Below are 17,982 nucleotides of genomic sequence, written 5' to 3' on the forward strand. Positions count from 1 at the left end.
CGCACCTCATGCGCTGCGCACCACGTCGAGAATTTTACCCGTCACATCGTCCACCCGTACCTCAGCGAAGCCCCAAGCGCTCGACAGCGTCACAATCCACGCTACGCGGTGCTCCACCGGCTTGGCACGCGCACCATCGCCGGCACATGGTACCAGCGCCCGCTCGGCCGCTACGGGCGCGAATTCGTCATCAAGCTCAAGCTGGTGACGTGCTGCCTGTACCGCTGCTTTTGCCTCGACCGCGGTCACTGTATCGCCTCCATCGGATTGCCAGACAGGCACTGCACTACGCACATGTCCTCTGGGTCCACCCATGCCCGCAACGTGCCGCTCGGAACGGCATCCCCACCGAGAATCAGCACCGCTTCGAGCGTCCAGCCCAGCGGCGGGAGCTCCCGCGGCCGCAACTCGCCCAGGCGCGTACCGGCCGGCAGTTCGAGTTCGGCGATGATGATCTCGAGCAGCAGGTCGCGGTGGATCCACTTGGGCTGCGCCGCACCCCGGCGGCCCTCATCGCGCCACCCGATCGCTCGCCCCTGTTCATCGAAGTAGACCACGATGTCGGCCGCGCGGGTCAGGATGCTCAGCGCGTGCTCGGAGAGATTTCGCAGCCACTCCGGCGACCACGCCTCCTCCGCCTCGCAAGGCACGATACGACGGTCGCGCGGCTCACGCCCCAGCGTCCGTTCGATCTCCACGACGCTCCGCTCGTCGAAGCTCGGCGCACTCATTTCAGCACCGATTCATACCGGTCGGGAACGGTGTTCAACACGCCGCTCGCGTCCATGATGCGTGCATGCCACTCGGTGGCCGCGCCGCGCCGCGCAAGCTGCCGATAGACCTCGGGGATCCGCTCTACGTCGTACTCCACCGCGGCCGGGTCGGCGCGTGTGCCCTTGATCCAGCGCCGGAAGAACTCGGGCAGAAAGCGGCCGTCCACGGCGTCGAGCACGCTGTAGACCCACCCACAGTGAAACCGCGTGCCCGCATCCATCAGCCACTCCCCGAAGTTCGTCGTCAGCATCGTGCGGCAGCCGCCGTTGTAGAACATCAGCCGCGGCGCATCCTCGGGATCGAGTTCGGTCGCCTCGGCCTCGGACCATGGACGCGGAGCTTTCGGATTCTTCGGATCGTACGGTGGTCGCCGCTGGATGGAATAGACCATGCGCGCGGCGCTGGCGCCGGTTCCCCGGTAGATAATGATCTTCTCATCCTTGCCGAGGCGGCCGAGGCCCGACCATTGCGTGACATTGGACTTGTGCCCGCAGCCGTCAAACCACTCCTGCTTGTACTTCTTGAGGTCTTCTTCGAACGTAAAGAATCCCGCCAAAGTGATATCGTTTGGGCAGGTGTTGCCGTCCGGCGGGAAACCGCGGTGCATCATTTCCACGAACTCATCCGAGTTCGACTTCTTGCGCGGATGCTCCGCGTGGTCGCAGAAGCAGGCCGAGTGCCCCGCGAAAACGACGATGTAGCGGTTGCGCCAGTGTTGTATCCAGTCTTCCGCGTTCTTCGCCGGACCTTCCATCAGGTATGATCGGAAGTACTTCGTTTGCTTGCGCAGAAAGCGGTGCAGCTCGCGCGCACTGCTGCGCGCATAGCCCAGGTCGCCAGGCGGCCGGTGGATGAACACGGTAAATCGCAGGTGCAGGCAGTCCCGCTCGTGCTTCTGCCAGTCGCGCTGCGAGGAACCCACGTAGCCGCCGCGGTCGCCCAGTGCTACGCGGAAACGGTAGAAGTTGTTGCCAGACTCGATCCAATGCTGTGCGTAGTTGTTGAAGCGGACCTCCGGCGCGGTCCCGTCGGGCAGCAGTACGCGCCCACCCCGCACCGTCGCCCCGATCAGCCCGGGCTGCTCGTCAGGCGCTTCACCGGTGATCGCGTAGCGCTGGTCGTTCTCCTCCGGTCCCTCCGGCCAAATGCGCAGCACCTCCAGTCGCACCGGCGTTCCTTCGCGCACGTTGCGCACGCGGATCAGCATCCGGACCGCACCCTCCTTGGGCTCCTCCGGGTCACCCCACGGAATCACCCAGTTTCGTTCCCAGCGCGCCTCGACGAGCGCGTCCACCGACACCGTCGCACGGCTGCGGCTGATGCGCCCCTCACGCTGCGCAAGCTCCTCCTCTCCGTCGAGCACCGGCTGTTCGTTCCCGCTCCACAACTCTACGACCACCTCGACCGGCGCGAGGTCCGCGGTGACCTTCTCGCCGATGCGGTCCGCCGGACCGCGCGTGAGCTTGCCATCCCAGCGGAGTGCGGGCGGCAACTCATGATGCCCATGCTTGCGGAGCCCATCCGGCAACGACAGGACATGCAGCACGGCACCCTCGCCGCTATCTTCACTCTCGCCGGAAGCCACCGCTGCGCTCCGATACACGATCCGCCCCGCGGTCGCCCGCGTATTGGGATCGTTGACGTCGTAAGACACCGCGAGCCGCTCCGATTGCGGATCCCACTTGGGCGGACACTTCACATTGAACAGATCGAACGGGTGCACGCGGACCACGTTTTCCTGCCCGGTGCGCACCGGCCGGCGCAGCGGCGTTTCCGCCGCTGCCGGTGGCACGCCGCCCGCCGATTGAACACTACCGCTTGACACCAGCACTCTCCTCGCCATTCACAGCGAGCGCGTCGGGGATGCGCACGAACGTGACATCGCCCGCCCCGGGGCGCACGCCCTCGAAGCGCATGTATCCACGCGCATCCGTGCGGCCGCTGAGTATCTGCCCGCTGTGCAGCGTCACCGTGAAGTCCTGGTTCGGCATCGGCCGATCGTCGAAATCGCGGAGCACAATGCCGATCCACGTCGGCTCGACATGGGGAGACGCACGCGGCCGCAATGGACCCACGGATTCCGGGGCTGGAGCTGCCGTGGGTGCGGCTGGCTCGGATTTCTGCTCCATTGCCTGGACCACCGCATCCATCGCATCGTCTGCTCCCCCACCTGGTGCACCCGTCGCTTCGGCAGCGGCCACAGCCGACCCGGACGCCGACAGATCGCCGATACTGACCGTCGAGCACCCGACGCCAATCGCGTCCGAGCCGCCGCACGCCTCGACCACCTTGTCGCCCTTGCGCACGGCGGGCAGTCCGTTGATCCGCACGGTCTGGCTGCCACGAGTGACGACCCCCGGACCGTGGGGCGGGTTCGGGCAGGGGCGCGGGCAGTGGTGCATGTCGGCCGCGCGGGCGATCGCCGCGAATACGGCGCCGGCGGCCGACGCCACCGCGGCCTTGATTCCCTCGGTAAACGCCGCGTTCGCGGCCGGCATGGCGCCGGGCGGTACCGACGCGGTCGCCCACGTCGCACTCAAGGTCGCGTTCGACGCGTTGAGCGCAGCCATCGCTGTGCCGGCCGCCGGTGCCGCGGCGGGATTGCCCTCCCCCGCGGCACGTCCGGACGCATCCAGAAGTCCTGCCTGGATCTGGACGAGCTGCACCGCAGCACTGGCGGGCGTGAGTACCGCGGTGGACATGAAGGATTGTACCTTCTGCGCAGCCGATTCCAGAGCCGCGCCTGTCTGTCCCTCCGGCAGCGCCCGCCAGGCGTTGGCGCCGCCGATGCGGACGTTCGGGCTGCCCGGCCCGCTCCCAAGCGGGGCGCCGTGTGAAGTCTGGTCACGAACTCTTGCGGCCGCCGGCACGGTTCGGATCTCCTCCTACTACCGGGTCACTGTCTGGTGCTGGTTCATGCGCACCAACGACGCGCGCTTCGGTTCCACGGCCTCGATTTTACCGGTGGCGGCGATGGTCACTTCCATGTAACCGCCGGGCCTGCCGTAGAGCTTCCGCTTGCGATGCTCGAGGAGCTTGCCCAGCGGACCCGCCGAGGTCGTGTTGATGAACACCGGTTGGGCCGCAGCAGGGGCGCCCTTCTCGCCAACCTCCTTGACTATCCAGCGCCCGGGCAGCGGACCGGTGACCTCGAGCGCCATGATGTTCTGGCGGTGCACGTGGCCGGAAAGCACCAGGTTGAAGCGACGACTCTGGGGCTCGGCCCGCGTTTGACCGAGATCCTGCACACGGTCGGGCGAGAGCGGGTCGAACGGTCCGGCACGCAGCAGGCGGATCATGCGTTCGCGACCGATCGCAACGGACTCGTAGTCCGCTTCCTGGCCCAGAGGATCCTGCGCGGAGGGGCGGAACGCGTAGGCTTCGTGCTCGAAGGTGAGGCGCTTCGGAGAATCGCCGGGTCGCTCGGTCGCCCCGCGGGAATAGAGCAGCTTCTCCTTGTACTCGGCCTCCGTCTCGTGCGACTCGCGGTCGCGGAATTCACCCACGGGCATGGTGTGGCCCGTATCCCCCACCGGCCGACGTTTCGGCCGCAAGACGTCGATATCAGCAGCGGTGTACTGCACCACGCCGCGCGCCAGGTGATCGTCTGTCCAGTGCGGCCAGGGGGAGATCGGTGGCGCATGGACGCCCAAAATCTTCGGGCCGTCAAAATGGAGTGAGGCATAGTCGAGCAGGATGCGCTGGTCCGTAGACAGACTGTCCATGGCCATTGGACCGCCCTGGTTCCTGACGTCCCAGAACTTGATGCGGGCCTTGCCGTAGTCCTTACCCCCCAGAATGAGCGGAAAGTCGACCTTCTCATTCTCGGCCCAGTCGAGCATCACCACGTTGTATCCGCCCGGGAGCGGGCAAGCGTAGTCCAGAAACGGGTTGATCAGCAGTAGATACCAGGCCACGGACTCTATGCGGGTTTCCAGTGGCGTACCCCTGTTCTCCAGACTGCCGCTGTGGGTAATGACTTTCTGACGAAAGTGGGAGGCGACATTCCTCAGGTCGACATGATAGGCCAGGCCGGGCTCGTACCCAGACCCGTGCGCGGCGCGCAGATCGTCCTTGCTGCGGAAGCCCATGTCTTCGGGGTCTGGAGCACCTCGGCCAAACGGAGGGTAGGGATTGATACGCCAATCGTGGTTGCCGAGGATGGTGTAGGCCGGCTGTCTGTAGTTGCCGCCGCTCGCAAAGAGGGAATAGAACAGAAACCAGTTTCGGTCGCGCCAATAGTCACTGCCATGTCCGAGTTGCGCCCCGGCGCGCTCGCTGAAGCCGCGGCCGTAGTCGATCAGGTCACCGGTCAACAGCAACACGCCGCAGTTCTGCTGCGCGCTGCGATAGAACTTCTCGAAGGAGTCGTTCCAGTTCACGTACTGCTGGAGAGCGCTCGTATTGCCGGCCGCGCGCAAGTTCGCCGCGTACGTATCGCAGCGGATATCCACGTGCGTGTCTGTCAGGTGCCCGATACGCAGTCGCGGTTGAGCCGAACGCACAAAGACCGGGTGCAGGCACTCCGTACGGTTGTCCGGCGTCTTCGGAGTCACCTTGAGTCTCGCGGGCGAGGAGCGCCAGGAATGCGACGAAGCCGACGTCACTTCGATCGCTGTGTTCGAAGGCCTTTCGTCGCGCTGGTAGTCGTATTCATACTCGTCGCGCATCCCGATCCAGTGCTTCCGCGCCTCTTCCTCGGTCGCGAAGTACTTCTTGAAGCGGTCCCACGATGGCACGTTGTCGTTTCCCAGCCGCGAGCGCCACGCGTAGTTCCTGATCAGAAGGTTCATTTCGGCCGAGCGCTGCTGCGGGCCGTCCTGCTTGTTCTCATTGACCCACAACAGGTTGTACAATTCGCCCTGTACAAGTTGTGACAGGGCGGAAGGATCGACACGGATTTCGTGCAGGTACCGCAGGCCGTGCCTGGTGTACCAGTTGAGTACGTCATTGGACAGCCCGAGGTAGTGGCCGCTGATGCCGCCGAGCTGGTGAAGCTGCGTCAACCCCTTCGCCGACTCCCGCTTCAGCGGCCGCACCGTGATCGACTGCACGTCGAAGGCCTCCGACCCACCCTCCGACCGCGGCGCCGTGTAGCGCGTGCGCCGGCGCTCCCACGAAACGATGCGCACATGGCGGGCGACGTCCGCGGCCGTCAGCTTTTCACGCTCGGAAACGAGCAGCATGCAGATGCCGCGCGTGGCAAACGAGCCCGTGCCCTGGGGATTGATCACCGCCGGACAACCGAGCGCCGGAAACAGGATGCGCGCCTGAATGTACGTCGACCGGTCGACGGTGTTCACCGTGTGCTTGGTCGCGGGTGCACCCTTGTGCGCTTCGGTCTTGCCATGGCCGTTCTTGTCATTGGCCGACATCGTGCACTCCAATTCATCATGCCCGACCGTCCGGTCGGAATATCAGCAGCCGTAGTTTTCCTGAAGCTTGCGCCGTGTTGCCTCGTCCGGCTCGCCGGTCACCCGAAGCTGGTGCGACTTCTGGTATTTCCGCAGCGCTTGCCGCGTCAACTTGCCCAGCTTGCCGTCGATACGTCCGCAGTCGAAGCCCAGGTTCTTGAGCCGCCCCTGCACACCCGAGATTTCGGTGACCGGATCGACGTGACCGAGGTCGAATTCGTACTCCAGCGCATCCTCACTCTCGCCGACGCGCAGGTGCGCCCGGCGCGCGGCGGGAGAAATCGGACACACGAGGTTGCCATCCGCATCGGTGCTGCCGCGGTGCTCGACTCCATCGACGACCAGCACGAACGGCTCGTTGCCGCGCGGCACCGCGTCACTCAGGATACGGAGCCGCAGAACCTCGGGCTCCCCCTTGCGGCGGAAACGGTGCCGCTTCTCGGCGTCACCTGGCTCCCACTTCTGCCGCAGCGCTGGCACATGCACCCGATCCCCGGGCAGCAGCACGAACGGATTCTCACGTGCGGCGCGCAGGTCGGCATTGCCGGCATCGTCCCAGATCGTCCGCCAGAAGTGGCCGGTTTCTTTCGCAATGCTGGCAGTGCATTCGCCGCTGCGCACGATGCGCTCGCCCGTGCCTACCGGACCGCCTCCCTCATGCGGCACCTCCGCAGGCGCTGCCGCGTCCTCGGCGTCGGGTTCAGACGTTTGCGCTTGCGCCGGGCCGACATCCGGCTGCGCATCGCCATCTCCGCGATCCGGCTCCACGGTCGCGTCGTCGGCTGTCGCGGCACGATCCTTGATTACGTGCTTCACGTACGCGAGCGTGATTGTTTCCGTGGGAGGGTCCGTATTCGAGACCGCATAGCTCCCGATCAGCACGTGCTCCAGTGTCACCTTGCGCGTCTTCGTGCCCGAGACAAGCTCAAACTCGACCGCGGTGAACGTGCGACCTTCGGTGTGCGCGGCAGCCAGCACGGGCGACGCCGCGTCGACGCTTTTGACGACGATGACCTCCGACGTTTCTTCTACAAATGCCTCGCCGTCCTTCGGCGCGCGTCGCGGCCGGGGAGCTTTGAAACTGGTGCCGAGGACGTCGATCCAGTCACGCCGACTCGGGGTACTCGAGGTGCCCCGAACGCCGGGAATTCGCAGGAATGCCGTGCTCGTATCTGCCATCATCCGAGTCTCCGTCGCGCGGCCCCGTTACAACCGCTCCCACGCCGCTGCATCCAGCTTCGGGAAGCTGATCTGGCAGGCCCCGGGCTCCCTCAGGGCCACGCGCGCCAGCCCCTTCACGTTGGTCGCACCCGTGTGCTCCGTGCCGTCGGGCTCGACGACCACGAACTCCTCCGCTGGCCGCGGCTGCCCGAGCTCGTCCACCAGCTCGATCTCGATCCACGACGTCTGCTTCGCGCTCACGGTCTCGGCCGGCGGCACTTCCTCCGGAGTCTCCGTATAACGAACGTTCTGCCCGAAGCGCGTCGTCGCGGCCGGCTTCGCTTCCTCGACGGGGGTCGGCCCGTCGGGTTCCGGAACCTCTGCGGATCCGCCGCTGTTGATGTTCACCATCTTCCCCATGATGGTGATGCCGCTCTTATCCAACTTGATGAAGTTGCCGTTGCACCAGAGCGTGACGCTGGTGTCCGACCCCAGCCAGATGCCGTCGCCGTTGAGCAGGTTGTACTGCCGGTTCACAAACTTGGTCTGCTTGCCGTGCAGAAACTCCTTCACGTCGCCCTCGACCTTGAGGTGCTTCGAGCCATCGATCTGCTCGATCAGGTCGAGCTTCACCAGCGAATGCTTCTGCTCCTTCACCAGCTCGTAGGCATTCTTGCCCACCGTTGCGTGCCGGTCCCCGCCGGTGCTCTCGAAGTGACTGCCGCGCGCCCGCAGGTGCAGCGCGTTGTGCGCGTACAGCAGTAGCTCCTCCTTGTCCTTGGCATCGTCGAAGCGAATCTCATTCGCCCCGCCCGCACCCGGGCTGCTGCACGTGCGGATCGCGGAGATCGTCTTGTCTTCCGGCAACTTGTACGGCGGCATGTGGTCGCGGTTGTACACGCTGCCAATGATGATCGGCCGGTTCGGATTCCCCTCCAGGAAATCCACGATCACTTCCTGCCCCACACGCGGCAGCATCAGCATCCCGTAGTTGCCGCCGGCGAGGCCCTGGCTCACCCGAATCCAGCACGACGCGTTCGCGCCGAACGCCGCGACACGGTCCCAGTTGAACTGCACCTTCACACGCCCGTACTCGTCGCAGTAGATCTCCTCTCCCGCGGGCCCCACAACCCGCGCCGTCTGCGTACCGCGCATTTCTGGCCACGGCGTGATGCGCGGCGGGCGATACGTCACCGCCGCTGGAACGCACTCGAAGCGGCACTGGTACACGGGCGCATCGAAGTCGACTGCACCCGACCGCGCCACGTCGTCGATCAGATGCGGCAACGTGAGCGCATCCGCGGCACTCTCCCCACGCGCACCGGCCACGCTCGCCAGGTCGCGCGCCACCTGCCCCGCGTGATACACCCACTCCGTCCGCGCACGCTGCGCGGTCGGGTCGCCGGCCGACAGCCGCGCCGTGATCTCGAGCAGCGCTTCCGCAAGTTCCCGCACGGCCGGCTCGTCGCTCTGGCGCGCCGCGAGGACCGCCTGGTGCAGACGCGCTCCGAGCACACGGGCCCGGCCGTCCGCATCCCCCACCGAGCGCGACGTGGGCTGCTTGCCTTCATGCCGGACGGCCGTCAGCAGGTAAGACCCGTTGCACGCGGCCGATGGGTGACCGCTCAGCTCGAACGTGCGACCGGGTGCGAGGCGCCGGCACCCGCTCTGGCCGATACCGGTGATGCGGGTCGCCTCGAACTCTTCCGCACGCACCCGCGCCCGCGCCACTCCGTCCGACTGCGCCCCGTAGTCCCCGGGGTAATCGCTGAACCGGAGCTGCTCATCGCGGCCGGTCTCGTGCTCGCAGCGCAGGTCCAGCGCCGGATTCTCGAAGTTGAACTCGTTCAGCAGCACAGCCCCCGGCCGCACCGACTGCCCCAGCCGGAAGCGGAAGACGTGGTCCTCCTCCGAGTTGAGCCCCGTCGGCAGCACGTAGCGCAGCGCCCCCTCACTCTCAATCGGTGCATACGCGGCCGCCACATCCGCTATGAGCAGGATGTGCAACTCCTCGTGCTGCTCGAAGCACCACCAGATACCCTCCTCCTCCAGCAGTCGGGCGATGAAGTTGTAATCCGTTTCGCGATATTGCACACAGTACTCGCGCGGCGGATACGTCTTCTCGAGCGCAAAGCGATAGTGGTCCGCCGGAATCCCCGCCCGCTCGAGCACATCCGCGACGATCTCCGGCACCGACTTGTTCTGGTAGATGCGCGAGTCGTAGCGGTGCGTCAGCAGCCACGCCGTCGGCACCAGCTCCACGCGAAAGTGCGTCTGGCCGGCCGCCTCACCGGTCATCTCGAAGCGCCCGATGATGCCGTGAAAATGGCGGTCACCGTCAGCGCCGCGCACGTTCAGCACAGCCGGCCTGCCCACCAGCTCGTCAAGGATGACCGGCTCCGCATCACCGTACGCCAAGTCGATCTCGAAGCGGTAGAGCCGGCAGAGGCCCTCGGTGCCACTGAAGCGCACCACGGAGAAGCGGTAGCCGTCACCGCCGGCGACCTGAAAGTCCAGCGGCATACGACGCACATAGCGCACGCTCACATCGTCCTGCAGGAGGGGCATCGGTTCGGCCTCGAACGTACCAATCGCGGCCGCTGCGAGCGACCGCCCGGTACAAGACGACGAACCGGCCCCCCAATCACGCGCGCTGAAGAATTCCGGTGGCGGCACCCCAGGAATCCCGCCGCAGCAGGAAGGAGACACGACCGCGAATCGCACCAGCGCAAAGTGGTTTGAACAGTGTTCAGAAACCGGGTCCCCGATACAGATTGACGACGCGGAGGGGATGTGCAACAGCATGAATCCAGGTGAAACTGCAAATCCTGGCGCGAGCACCACCCCTGACGCAACTAACTGATACTTCACGACTTACAAATGACGGACGCTCGTTTACCCCCGCTCCGATCCGCTGCTACACACTCCCACCTCGCACGGCGGTCACACTGAGCAGTGGCCACGCATCCGGCGCAGCGCAGAAACTTCAGCCGCCGGGACCCGGCGCAGCCCCTGCTTCCGCGGCGCCGGAGTGCAGTGCTACGCCACGCCTTCCCGCAAAGTAAGGAATGTGCCGTGTCTTGTGCGCGGGATTCGCCGGGTGCGACCATTCGGCTATCATCACGCGATCGCGATCTGCGGGGCCATGCGTGCCCATGATGACCGCCGATCTGTCCGGAGCAGAACCGGTGAATACTTCCCCCGCAACGACCGCTCAGAACGTGCCCGTGATCGAGCTGCGCAGTGTTTCGAAGTCATTCGGCTCGCAGTGCGTGTTGGACCGGGTGAACCTGGCCGTGGCGGGTGGCCAGACAACCGTGATCATCGGGCGGTCGGGCACGGGGAAAAGTGTGCTCCTGAAGCACATTGTGGGGCTGTTGCGACCCGACGAGGGGGCGGTGTACTTCGAAGGGCAGCGAATCGACGGGCTGAGTGAACGCGCGCTGGTGCCGATCCGTCGACAGATCAGCTTCGTTTTTCAACTCAACGCGCTGTTTGACTCCATGAGCGTCGTGGAGAACGTGGCGTTTCCGATGCTGGAGAACACAGCGCGGCGACGTGATCGCGGCCCGGTCTTCGAATTGGCGCGACAATGCCTGGAGGTGGTGGGACTACAGGGGTTCGAGCAGAAGCGTCCGGCCGAATTGTCCGGCGGTGAGAAGAAGCGTGTGGCACTCGCCCGGGCGATCGCAATGGACCCGCCTCCGAAGCTGATCCTTTACGATGAGCCGACGGCGGGTCTTGATCCGCAGCGGGCGGACGTGATCAACAAGCTGATTCGGCGGATGCAGGAGCAGTTTCACGTCACGGGCATCGTGGTAACGCACGATATGAAGACGGCGTCCGAGGTAGGTGACCGGGTGCTCATGTTATGGAACGGAAAATTCGTGGCCGACGGCACACCGGCGGATGTGCTGCGATCGACGGACCCCGTGGTGAGCCGTTTCGCGCAGGGCGTGGCGGAACCGAGCGACCTGGTGAGTGTGCGCTGAACCGACCACGCCGGCCACGCGTCTACACCGTTCGAAACTACGCGGTCATATGACCGCAGCGAGACGCGTGCGGGCCATGACTCTGCAGAGCTTGTGGTATTCACGCATCAGGAATCCCCCGGCTCCGATGCTCAGCCCGGTGCGACCTCTGCATGTCCGCCGTGCGCTGCGGGCAGCACACTCTCCGCGACTGCCCGCCGCCCGCCCCTCCCCCCACTGAGGGCGATCCGTTATCGTGCTCTCATCCGCAGGCCGACCACACGGCACATTTCGGAGCTGCTCATGGAGACGAACGCCCCCGATCCACACGAACCACCCGATCCCTTCCTCGACCGCCGGGCGGTCCTCAAGCTCGGCGCCCTGGTCGGCCTCGGCGCCGCCGTCGGCACCACCCTGCCGGGCTGTGCGAGCCGCCGCCGCCGCGCGGAGCGCGCCGCGAGCGCCCCCCTCTTCGTCACCCCACCGCTCGACCGTGTCCGGATCGGCTTCGTCGGCGTCGGCAACATGGGCACGCACCACGTGGCCACGCTGCTGAAGATCCGCGGCGCCGAAATCCGTGCCGTCTGCGACATCCGCCCGGAGCGCGCGGACTACGCAGCCCAACTCGTCACCGCCGCCGGACAAGCTCCGCCCACGCTCTACACCCGCGGTGAGCGCGATTTCGAACGGCTCTGCGGACAGGAGGAGCTCGATCTGGTCTTCACCGCGACCCCCTGGGAGTGGCACGTACCCGTCTGCCTGGCGGCCATGCGGCACGGCAAGCACGCGGCCACCGAGGTCCCCGCCGCGACGACGGTCGACGGTTGCTGGGAACTTGTCGAGACCGCTGAGCGCACCGGCCGGCACTGCATCATGATGGAGAACTGCTGCTACGATCGGGCGGAGTTGCTGTGCCTGAACCTGGTGCGCCAAGGGCTGCTCGGCGAGGTTCTGCACGGCGAGTGCGGTTACCTGCACGACCTGCGCCCGGTGAAATTCGATGAGGATGGCGAGGGCTGGTGGCGCCGCCCCTACTCCCGAAAGTACGATGCGAATCTCTACCCCACGCACGGGCTCGGCCCCGTTGCGCAGAACATGAACATCAACCGCGGCGATCGCTTCGAGTATCTCGTGTCGATGAGCGGCCCGTCACGCGGGCTGCAACTCTACCAGCAGGAAGTGCTCGCCCCCGACGACCCGCGTCGCGCGGAACGCTTCGTTCTCGGCGACGTCAATACGACGCTGATCCGTACCGAGCTCGGACGCACCATCTACCTCGTCCACGATACGAACCTGCCCCGGCCGTATAGTCGCAAGCACACCGTCCAGGGCACGCGGGGCATCTTCGAGAAATACCCGCCGCGCGTGCATATCGAGGGCCGCAGCCAAGGACACGGCTGGGAGACACTCGACGCGTACGCCGAATTTGAGCATCCGCTCTGGAAGTCGGAGACCGTTCAGCAGGCCGCGGGCGGGCATGGTGGGATGGATTTTCTCGAAAACTACCGACTCATTCACTGCTTGCGGCATGGCTTACCGCTGGACATGGACGTATACGATGCGGCCGCATGGAGCGTGGTGTTCCCGCTCACGGCGGAATCCGTGGCGAAGCGCAGTCGGCCGGTGGAGTTCCCGGACTTCACGCGGGGCAAGTGGCGGGTACGGGAGCCGTTGGGCATCGTCGAGGGCTGAGCGCGCTGCCGCACGAAATCAACCTCGCCGAAAGTGAGCAACCGGCAGAGCACCGACCTGTTCCGCGGATCTACTCAAACTCCGCCGGCAGTATCCCGTCCGCAACCTCGCGCAGCGCGCCCGGCTCCAAAATCCGGATCTGCTGACCGTCTGCCAACTCGATCAAACCCGTATCCGCAAGTCGCCGCAATGTGCGCGACAGCGTTTCGCTCGTCAGGTTGAGGTGGCTCGCGAGATCCTTTTTCAGCATCGGCAGCGCAAACGTACCCCGGCCCCCCGTCGGATCCGCCGTCAGCAGGTGTTGCGCCACCCGGCCACTGGCGTCACGCAGTACTAGATCCTCCAGCAAGCCCACCAGGTGCCGCACCCAAAGGGCCATGCCGGTGAGCAGTTGCAGGCAGAGCTTATGCTCGTGCTCCAACAGGTACCGCAACCGCCGCGCGGGTAGCAGCACGCAGACACTGTCTTCGGCTGCTTCCGCATCGGCGGGGCAGTTGAACCCGCCGAACACCGCCACCTCCGCGAACGTCTTCCCCGGGTCGGCGAAGTGCAGTACGTGCTCTTTCCCATTGGGCGCGAATTTGAAGACCCGCACCCGGCCCTGTCCCACGATGTAGAGGCCGGGACATTCCTCGCCCTGCCGAAAAATCCGCTGACCGCGCACGAATTTTTTCAGCACGGCCTCGGCCACCAGCAAGGCCCGCGACTCGTCATCTAACTCACGGAACAGACCACACTTGCGCAGGATTTCATTAGCTGTCAGCAGCATCACGAACCAACCTCTGCTGCGATTTTCGGAACCGCTTGATGCAGGTCAAGGCACGCCGCTCCGGATTGTCCGACACTTCTCCTTGAACAGCAACGGCTGGCAGGGCGGTTTCCGCCCACGGCCCCGGCCGAAGGAGTCGACGAATGGTCCGTGCGATCGTGCATATCGACGAAGAAAAGTGCGATGGCTGCGGCTTGTGCATCCCGAGTTGCCACGAGGGCGCGCTGCGCATCATCGACGGCAAAGCCCGCCTCGTCTCGGACAAGCTGTGTGACGGACTTGGCGCATGCCTGGGACACTGCCCGCGCGGGGCCATCACCATCGAGGAACGGACGGCCGCCGAGTTTGATGAAATGGCGGTGGCCGCCGCCCGAACTCGGCTGCCTGTCGCTGGCACCGACATGCCGGCTTCGCCACGATCCTCGGTGGGTACACAGGGTTGCCCCGGCAGTCGACTACGGACTTTCGGATCGGTGCCCCCAACGCAATCGAACTCAGCCGACGAAGCAGTCCGCCAGAGTGACGCCGCCCGCTCCGAGCTGACCCACTGGCCGGTGCAGCTCGGTCTGCTGCCGCCCCAGGCACCGGTGCTGCGGCGCGCGCGGCTGCTGATTGCGGCGGACTGTGTGCCGGTTGCATCGGCCGCTTTTCACAGTCGCCTGCTGCGCGGGCGGGCCGTCCTGATCGGCTGCCCGAAGTTCGATGATCTGAACGCCTATGTCGAGAAGCTGACGGCCATTCTCGCCCTCAACGATCTGCAGGAGGTGGTCGTGGCACGGATGGAGGTGCCTTGCTGCATCGGTCTCGTCTCCGCGGTACTGGCCGCACGCCGCCAGGCCGCTGTCACCACACCCGTGACCGAGGTGGTCATCGGCGTGGACGGCAGTTGGCAGTCGGAGCACCTCCACGAACTGCCGCAATCCTGCGGCGAATTGCACCGGTAGCTGTAGCCCTGAGACGGCCGCCCACCGGCGGTGGCCGGTTACCCCGATAGCACCTTGTCCATTGTGGCGAGGAAGGAGTTCCGGATGTTCTGCAATCAGTGTGAACAGGTTCAGCATGGTACGGCCTGCACCGATGTCGGCGTGTGTGGCAAAGACCCCGATGTGCAGTCGCTCCAGGAGACACTGCTGTACGGCTTGAAGGGAATGGCGGCTTATGCCCACCATGCCCGCCGGCTCGGCATGATCGATGAGGAAGTCGACGCCTTCGTCGAAGAGGCCCTCTTTGCGACCGTGACAAACGTCAACTTCGACCTGGACTCGCTCTTTGAGCTTGTTCTCGAGTGCGGCCGGATGAACCTGCGCACAATGCAGTTGCTGGACGAAGGTCACACCCGGCAGTTCGGCCGGCCGACTCCAACCGCGGTCTACGAGGGTACGAAGGCCGGTCCCGGAATCCTTGTCACGGGGCACGACATGGTGGACCTGCGCGACCTGCTCGAGCAGACCCAGGGCACCGGCGTCAACGTCTACACGCATGGTGAGATGCTGCCGGCACACATGTACCCCGAGTTGCGCAAGTACCCGCACCTCGTCGGGCACTTCGGCGACGCCTGGCAGAAGCAGCGGCGCGAGTTCGCGGAGTTCACCGGCGCCATTCTCGCCACCACCAACTGCGTGCTGATCCCGCCCAGCAGTTATAAGGACCGGCTCTTTACCACCCGCGTCACCGCCGTCCCAGGCGGCAAGCGGCTCAAGACGAACGACTTCAGCGCCGTGATCGAGTGCGCGCAGCGCAGCGCACCGCTGCGGGAGCACAAGGTGCGCGAGACGACCATCGGCTTCCATTACAGTACGCTGATCGGCGCTGCCGGTGCGATCCTCGATGCCGTCAAGGCCGGTAAGCTGAGCCACTTCTTCGTCATCGGCGGCTGCGACGGCGCCGAGCCCGGCCGCAATTACTTCGCCGACTTCGCCGCGCGCACCCCGAAGGATTCGCTGATCCTGACCATGGGCTGCGGCAAGTTCCGGATTCGCAACGAGGAGCTCGGTACGCTGCACCTGGATGGTGTCGGCGAGCTGCCGCGGCTGCTCGACATGGGCCAGTGCAATGACTCCTATGGCGCAATCCAGGTCGCGGTGGCACTCGCACAGGCACTGGGCTGCTCGGTAAACGACCTGCCGCTCACGATCGTGCTGTCGTGGTTCGAACAGAAAGCCGTCGCGGTCCTGTTGACGTTGCTGCATCTCGGAGTGCGCGGCATCCGCATCGGCCCGAATCCGCCGGCGTTCGTTTCGCCGAACGTGTTCAAGATTCTGCAGGAGAAGTACGACCTGCGGCTGACGGGCCAGAGCGCCGAGGTCGATTTGCGCGGAGCCCTCGGGCAGGCGCTCTGAGTCGAGACTTCGAATCCGGGGGCGCCGTCCGCACGGCGTCCCCTCGCCGGAGTAAGTTCATGCCGTCGCTGCCGGTCGCGCCGCCTCCGCACTCTCCGCCCCACCGGGCGGAAACCGCGGCACGGGACGGGCCAGCGTGCTCCCGCGCGGCCGGCGGCGACCGCAAGCTTCGCCGCGACCTGCGTACACTCGCCCTCTTCATCGAAACCTACTGCGAGTGTACCCACCATGCCCCGGTGGCGGCGCGCATTCCGGTAAAGCTGCGGCCGGACGCGCTCGCAGCGTTGCTGCGTCGACCGCCGGTTCTCTGCCCGGAGTGCGCCCGCCTGCTCGGTCACGCTGCCGTGATGCGCAGTCGATGCCCGTACAACCCGAAGCCGATGTGCAAGGATTGTCCGACGCACTGTTACCCGCCGTACTACCGCGCTCAGATCCGGACCGTCATGCGCATCGCGGGCTGGCGACTGCTGCGCAGCGGGCGGCTGCACTACCTGCTGCACCTGCTATTTTGAGGCGAAAGGAAGCACGGAAAAGAGTGGCAATCGTCCTATCACCAAGTACACTGCCCACCATGTCGGCACCACGCTTCACACCCCGGGCCGCGCTTTATGATGCGCTCGTCGACTGGCCGCGACGCCTGGCGCGCGAAGCCCCCTTCTACCGGGCGCTGTTCGAACGACACGCCGTGGCGCGCGTGCTCGACGCCGCCTGCGGTACGGGTCGCCACGCGGCACTGTTCGCCGAGTGGGGCTGTACGGTGGAAGGCGCCGATGTCAATCCTGAGATGCTCCGCCTCGCCGCGGAGCGCACCGGTACCGCAAGCGGCCTGCATTGGGTGACGCGCTCCTTTACCGATCCGGTCTTGCCGGCGAGGCAGTTCGACGCGGTCGTCTGCACCGGGAATTCGCTGGCCCTCGCCCCGAGTTCCGAGGACGTCCAGCGAGCCGTGCGGGCACTGGTGTCGGCGACCGGCCCCGGCGGCATCATCGTGCTCCATGTACTGAACCTGTTCCGCCTGCCCGACGGCCCGTTGCAGTGGCAAATCGGCCGAACCGTCACCGTAGATGGAACGCCCCACACCCTCGTCAAGGGCGTACACCGGGCCGGGGCGAGCGGTTACGTGGATTTCGCGGCCGTACCAGTGTGCGATTCCACCGAGCCGCACGTGTTCGAGTCGGTCCCCTTCCTCGGACTGGAGGCGGCTGTGCTGCGGACGTACCTCGAAGAGGCGGGCGTACGAGCGGTGCGCTGCTACGGGAGCTATGAGCAAGAACCCTATGCCCGCGAGCGCAGCGTGGATTTGATCGTCGTGGCCGAGCACTGACCGGCCACCGACCATGGAGACCTGCAAGATGCGTAGAAAGTGGCTGGCGCAGTTGCTGGGCGTGGCCGTCCCCTTCGCGGTGGTGGCCTGCGGTGCTGCGGTCGGGGTCGGACTCTACACCTTCGTATACGCCCATGGCGCCTCGTACATGACGAATGATCCACGGGCCTGTGTGAACTGCCACATCATGCAGGAACAGTACGACGGCTGGATTCATGGGAGCCACAGCGCGGTGGCGACCTGCAACGACTGCCATACTCCGCATGACTTCTTCGGCAAGTACCTGACGAAGGCCATCAACGGCTACAACCACTCCCTGGCTTTCACGACCGGCCGCTTTCACGAGCCGATCGAGATTACGCCGCGCAACGCAGCCATCACCGAGCAGGCCTGCCGATACTGCCACTCCCAGGTCGTGCACCAGATCGATCTGGTGCCGGGTGGCGAGCCGATGTCGTGCATTCGTTGCCACCGTTCGGTCGGTCACCTGCATTGAGCCCCCGGAGGGGAAACCTCCCGGCCGACGAAATGCTATCGA

The 17,982-nt window shown here is 65.6% G+C and carries 15 protein-coding genes; 7 read left to right on the forward strand and 8 right to left on the reverse strand.

From position 1 onward, the window contains the following. Nucleotides 1-6: 6 nt before the first annotated feature. The 7 genes from IPM18_03755 to tssI all read right to left on the reverse strand — a co-directional run bounded on the left by IPM18_03755 (nucleotide 7) and on the right by tssI (nucleotide 9,917). Nucleotides 7-249 (reverse strand): hypothetical protein, encoded by a 243-nt coding sequence (locus IPM18_03755; protein MBK9118704.1) that lies wholly within the window; start codon nucleotides 247-249, stop codon nucleotides 7-9. After that, on the reverse strand, nucleotides 246-731 hold the full coding sequence (locus IPM18_03760; GenBank protein ID MBK9118705.1) for a hypothetical protein: 486 nt from the start codon (nucleotides 729-731) through the stop codon (nucleotides 246-248). The genes IPM18_03755 and IPM18_03760 overlap by 4 nt, the downstream gene beginning before the upstream one ends. After that, a complete protein-coding gene (locus IPM18_03765) occupies nucleotides 728-2,599 on the reverse strand; it encodes a hypothetical protein (GenBank protein ID MBK9118706.1) in 1,872 nt (623 codons plus the stop codon). Before IPM18_03765 ends, IPM18_03760 begins: the two co-directional genes overlap by 4 nt. Beyond that, on the reverse strand, nucleotides 2,586-3,272 hold the full coding sequence (locus IPM18_03770) for a PAAR domain-containing protein (GenBank protein MBK9118707.1): 687 nt from the start codon (nucleotides 3,270-3,272) through the stop codon (nucleotides 2,586-2,588). Before IPM18_03770 ends, IPM18_03765 begins: the two co-directional genes overlap by 14 nt. Before the next feature lie 390 nt (nucleotides 3,273-3,662). After that, nucleotides 3,663-6,149 (reverse strand): metallophosphoesterase, encoded by a 2,487-nt coding sequence (locus IPM18_03775; GenBank protein MBK9118708.1) that lies wholly within the window; start codon nucleotides 6,147-6,149, stop codon nucleotides 3,663-3,665. Between the two features lie 42 nt (nucleotides 6,150-6,191). Then, nucleotides 6,192-7,367: a type VI secretion system tube protein Hcp gene (locus tag IPM18_03780; GenBank protein ID MBK9118709.1), complete on the reverse strand. Its 1,176-nt coding sequence runs from the start codon at nucleotides 7,365-7,367 to the stop codon at nucleotides 6,192-6,194. Between the two features lie 27 nt (nucleotides 7,368-7,394). Continuing rightward, complete coding sequence (gene tssI / locus IPM18_03785; protein MBK9118710.1) at nucleotides 7,395-9,917, reverse strand: type VI secretion system tip protein VgrG; 2,523 nt, start codon at nucleotides 9,915-9,917, stop codon at nucleotides 7,395-7,397. A 659-nt stretch (nucleotides 9,918-10,576) separates the two neighbouring features. Here tssI and IPM18_03790 point away from each other — a divergent pair. Both IPM18_03790 and IPM18_03795 read left to right on the forward strand, forming a co-directional pair. Then, the gene (locus tag IPM18_03790; GenBank protein MBK9118711.1) at nucleotides 10,577-11,341 is read left to right on the forward strand and encodes an ABC transporter ATP-binding protein; all 765 of its coding nucleotides are present in this window, start codon (nucleotides 10,577-10,579) and stop codon (nucleotides 11,339-11,341) included. A gap of 282 nt (nucleotides 11,342-11,623) precedes the next feature. Continuing rightward, the gene (locus IPM18_03795; protein MBK9118712.1) at nucleotides 11,624-13,012 is read left to right on the forward strand and encodes a Gfo/Idh/MocA family oxidoreductase; all 1,389 of its coding nucleotides are present in this window, start codon (nucleotides 11,624-11,626) and stop codon (nucleotides 13,010-13,012) included. Nucleotides 13,013-13,082: 70 nt separating this feature from the next. Here IPM18_03795 and IPM18_03800 read toward each other — a convergent pair whose 3' ends face one another. Next, nucleotides 13,083-13,781: a Crp/Fnr family transcriptional regulator gene (locus tag IPM18_03800; GenBank protein ID MBK9118713.1), complete on the reverse strand. Its 699-nt coding sequence runs from the start codon at nucleotides 13,779-13,781 to the stop codon at nucleotides 13,083-13,085. Nucleotides 13,782-13,924: 143 nt separating this feature from the next. Here IPM18_03800 and IPM18_03805 point away from each other — a divergent pair, with 143 nt between their 5' ends. From IPM18_03805 to nrfH, 5 genes are all read left to right on the forward strand, one after another. After that, entirely contained in the window at nucleotides 13,925-14,725 is an 801-nt protein-coding gene (locus tag IPM18_03805; GenBank protein ID MBK9118714.1) for a 4Fe-4S binding protein, read from the forward strand. Between the two features lie 84 nt (nucleotides 14,726-14,809). Next, complete coding sequence (gene hcp / locus IPM18_03810) at nucleotides 14,810-16,120, forward strand: hydroxylamine reductase (GenBank protein MBK9118715.1); 1,311 nt, start codon at nucleotides 14,810-14,812, stop codon at nucleotides 16,118-16,120. A 59-nt stretch (nucleotides 16,121-16,179) separates the two neighbouring features. Beyond that, on the forward strand, nucleotides 16,180-16,632 hold the full coding sequence (locus IPM18_03815; protein ID MBK9118716.1) for a nitrous oxide-stimulated promoter family protein: 453 nt from the start codon (nucleotides 16,180-16,182) through the stop codon (nucleotides 16,630-16,632). Between the two features lie 23 nt (nucleotides 16,633-16,655). Further along, entirely contained in the window at nucleotides 16,656-17,444 is a 789-nt protein-coding gene (locus IPM18_03820) for a class I SAM-dependent methyltransferase (GenBank protein ID MBK9118717.1), read from the forward strand. 28 nt (nucleotides 17,445-17,472) lie between these two features. Beyond that, nucleotides 17,473-17,940 carry a cytochrome c nitrite reductase small subunit gene (nrfH, locus tag IPM18_03825; protein MBK9118718.1) on the forward strand — a complete coding sequence of 156 codons (468 nt, stop codon included), beginning with the start codon at nucleotides 17,473-17,475 and terminating at the stop codon, nucleotides 17,938-17,940. Nucleotides 17,941-17,982 lie beyond the last annotated feature (42 nt).

Source organism: Phycisphaerales bacterium (genome assembly GCA_016716475.1).
GTDB lineage: Bacteria > Planctomycetota > Phycisphaerae > UBA1845 > Fen-1342 > JADJWG01.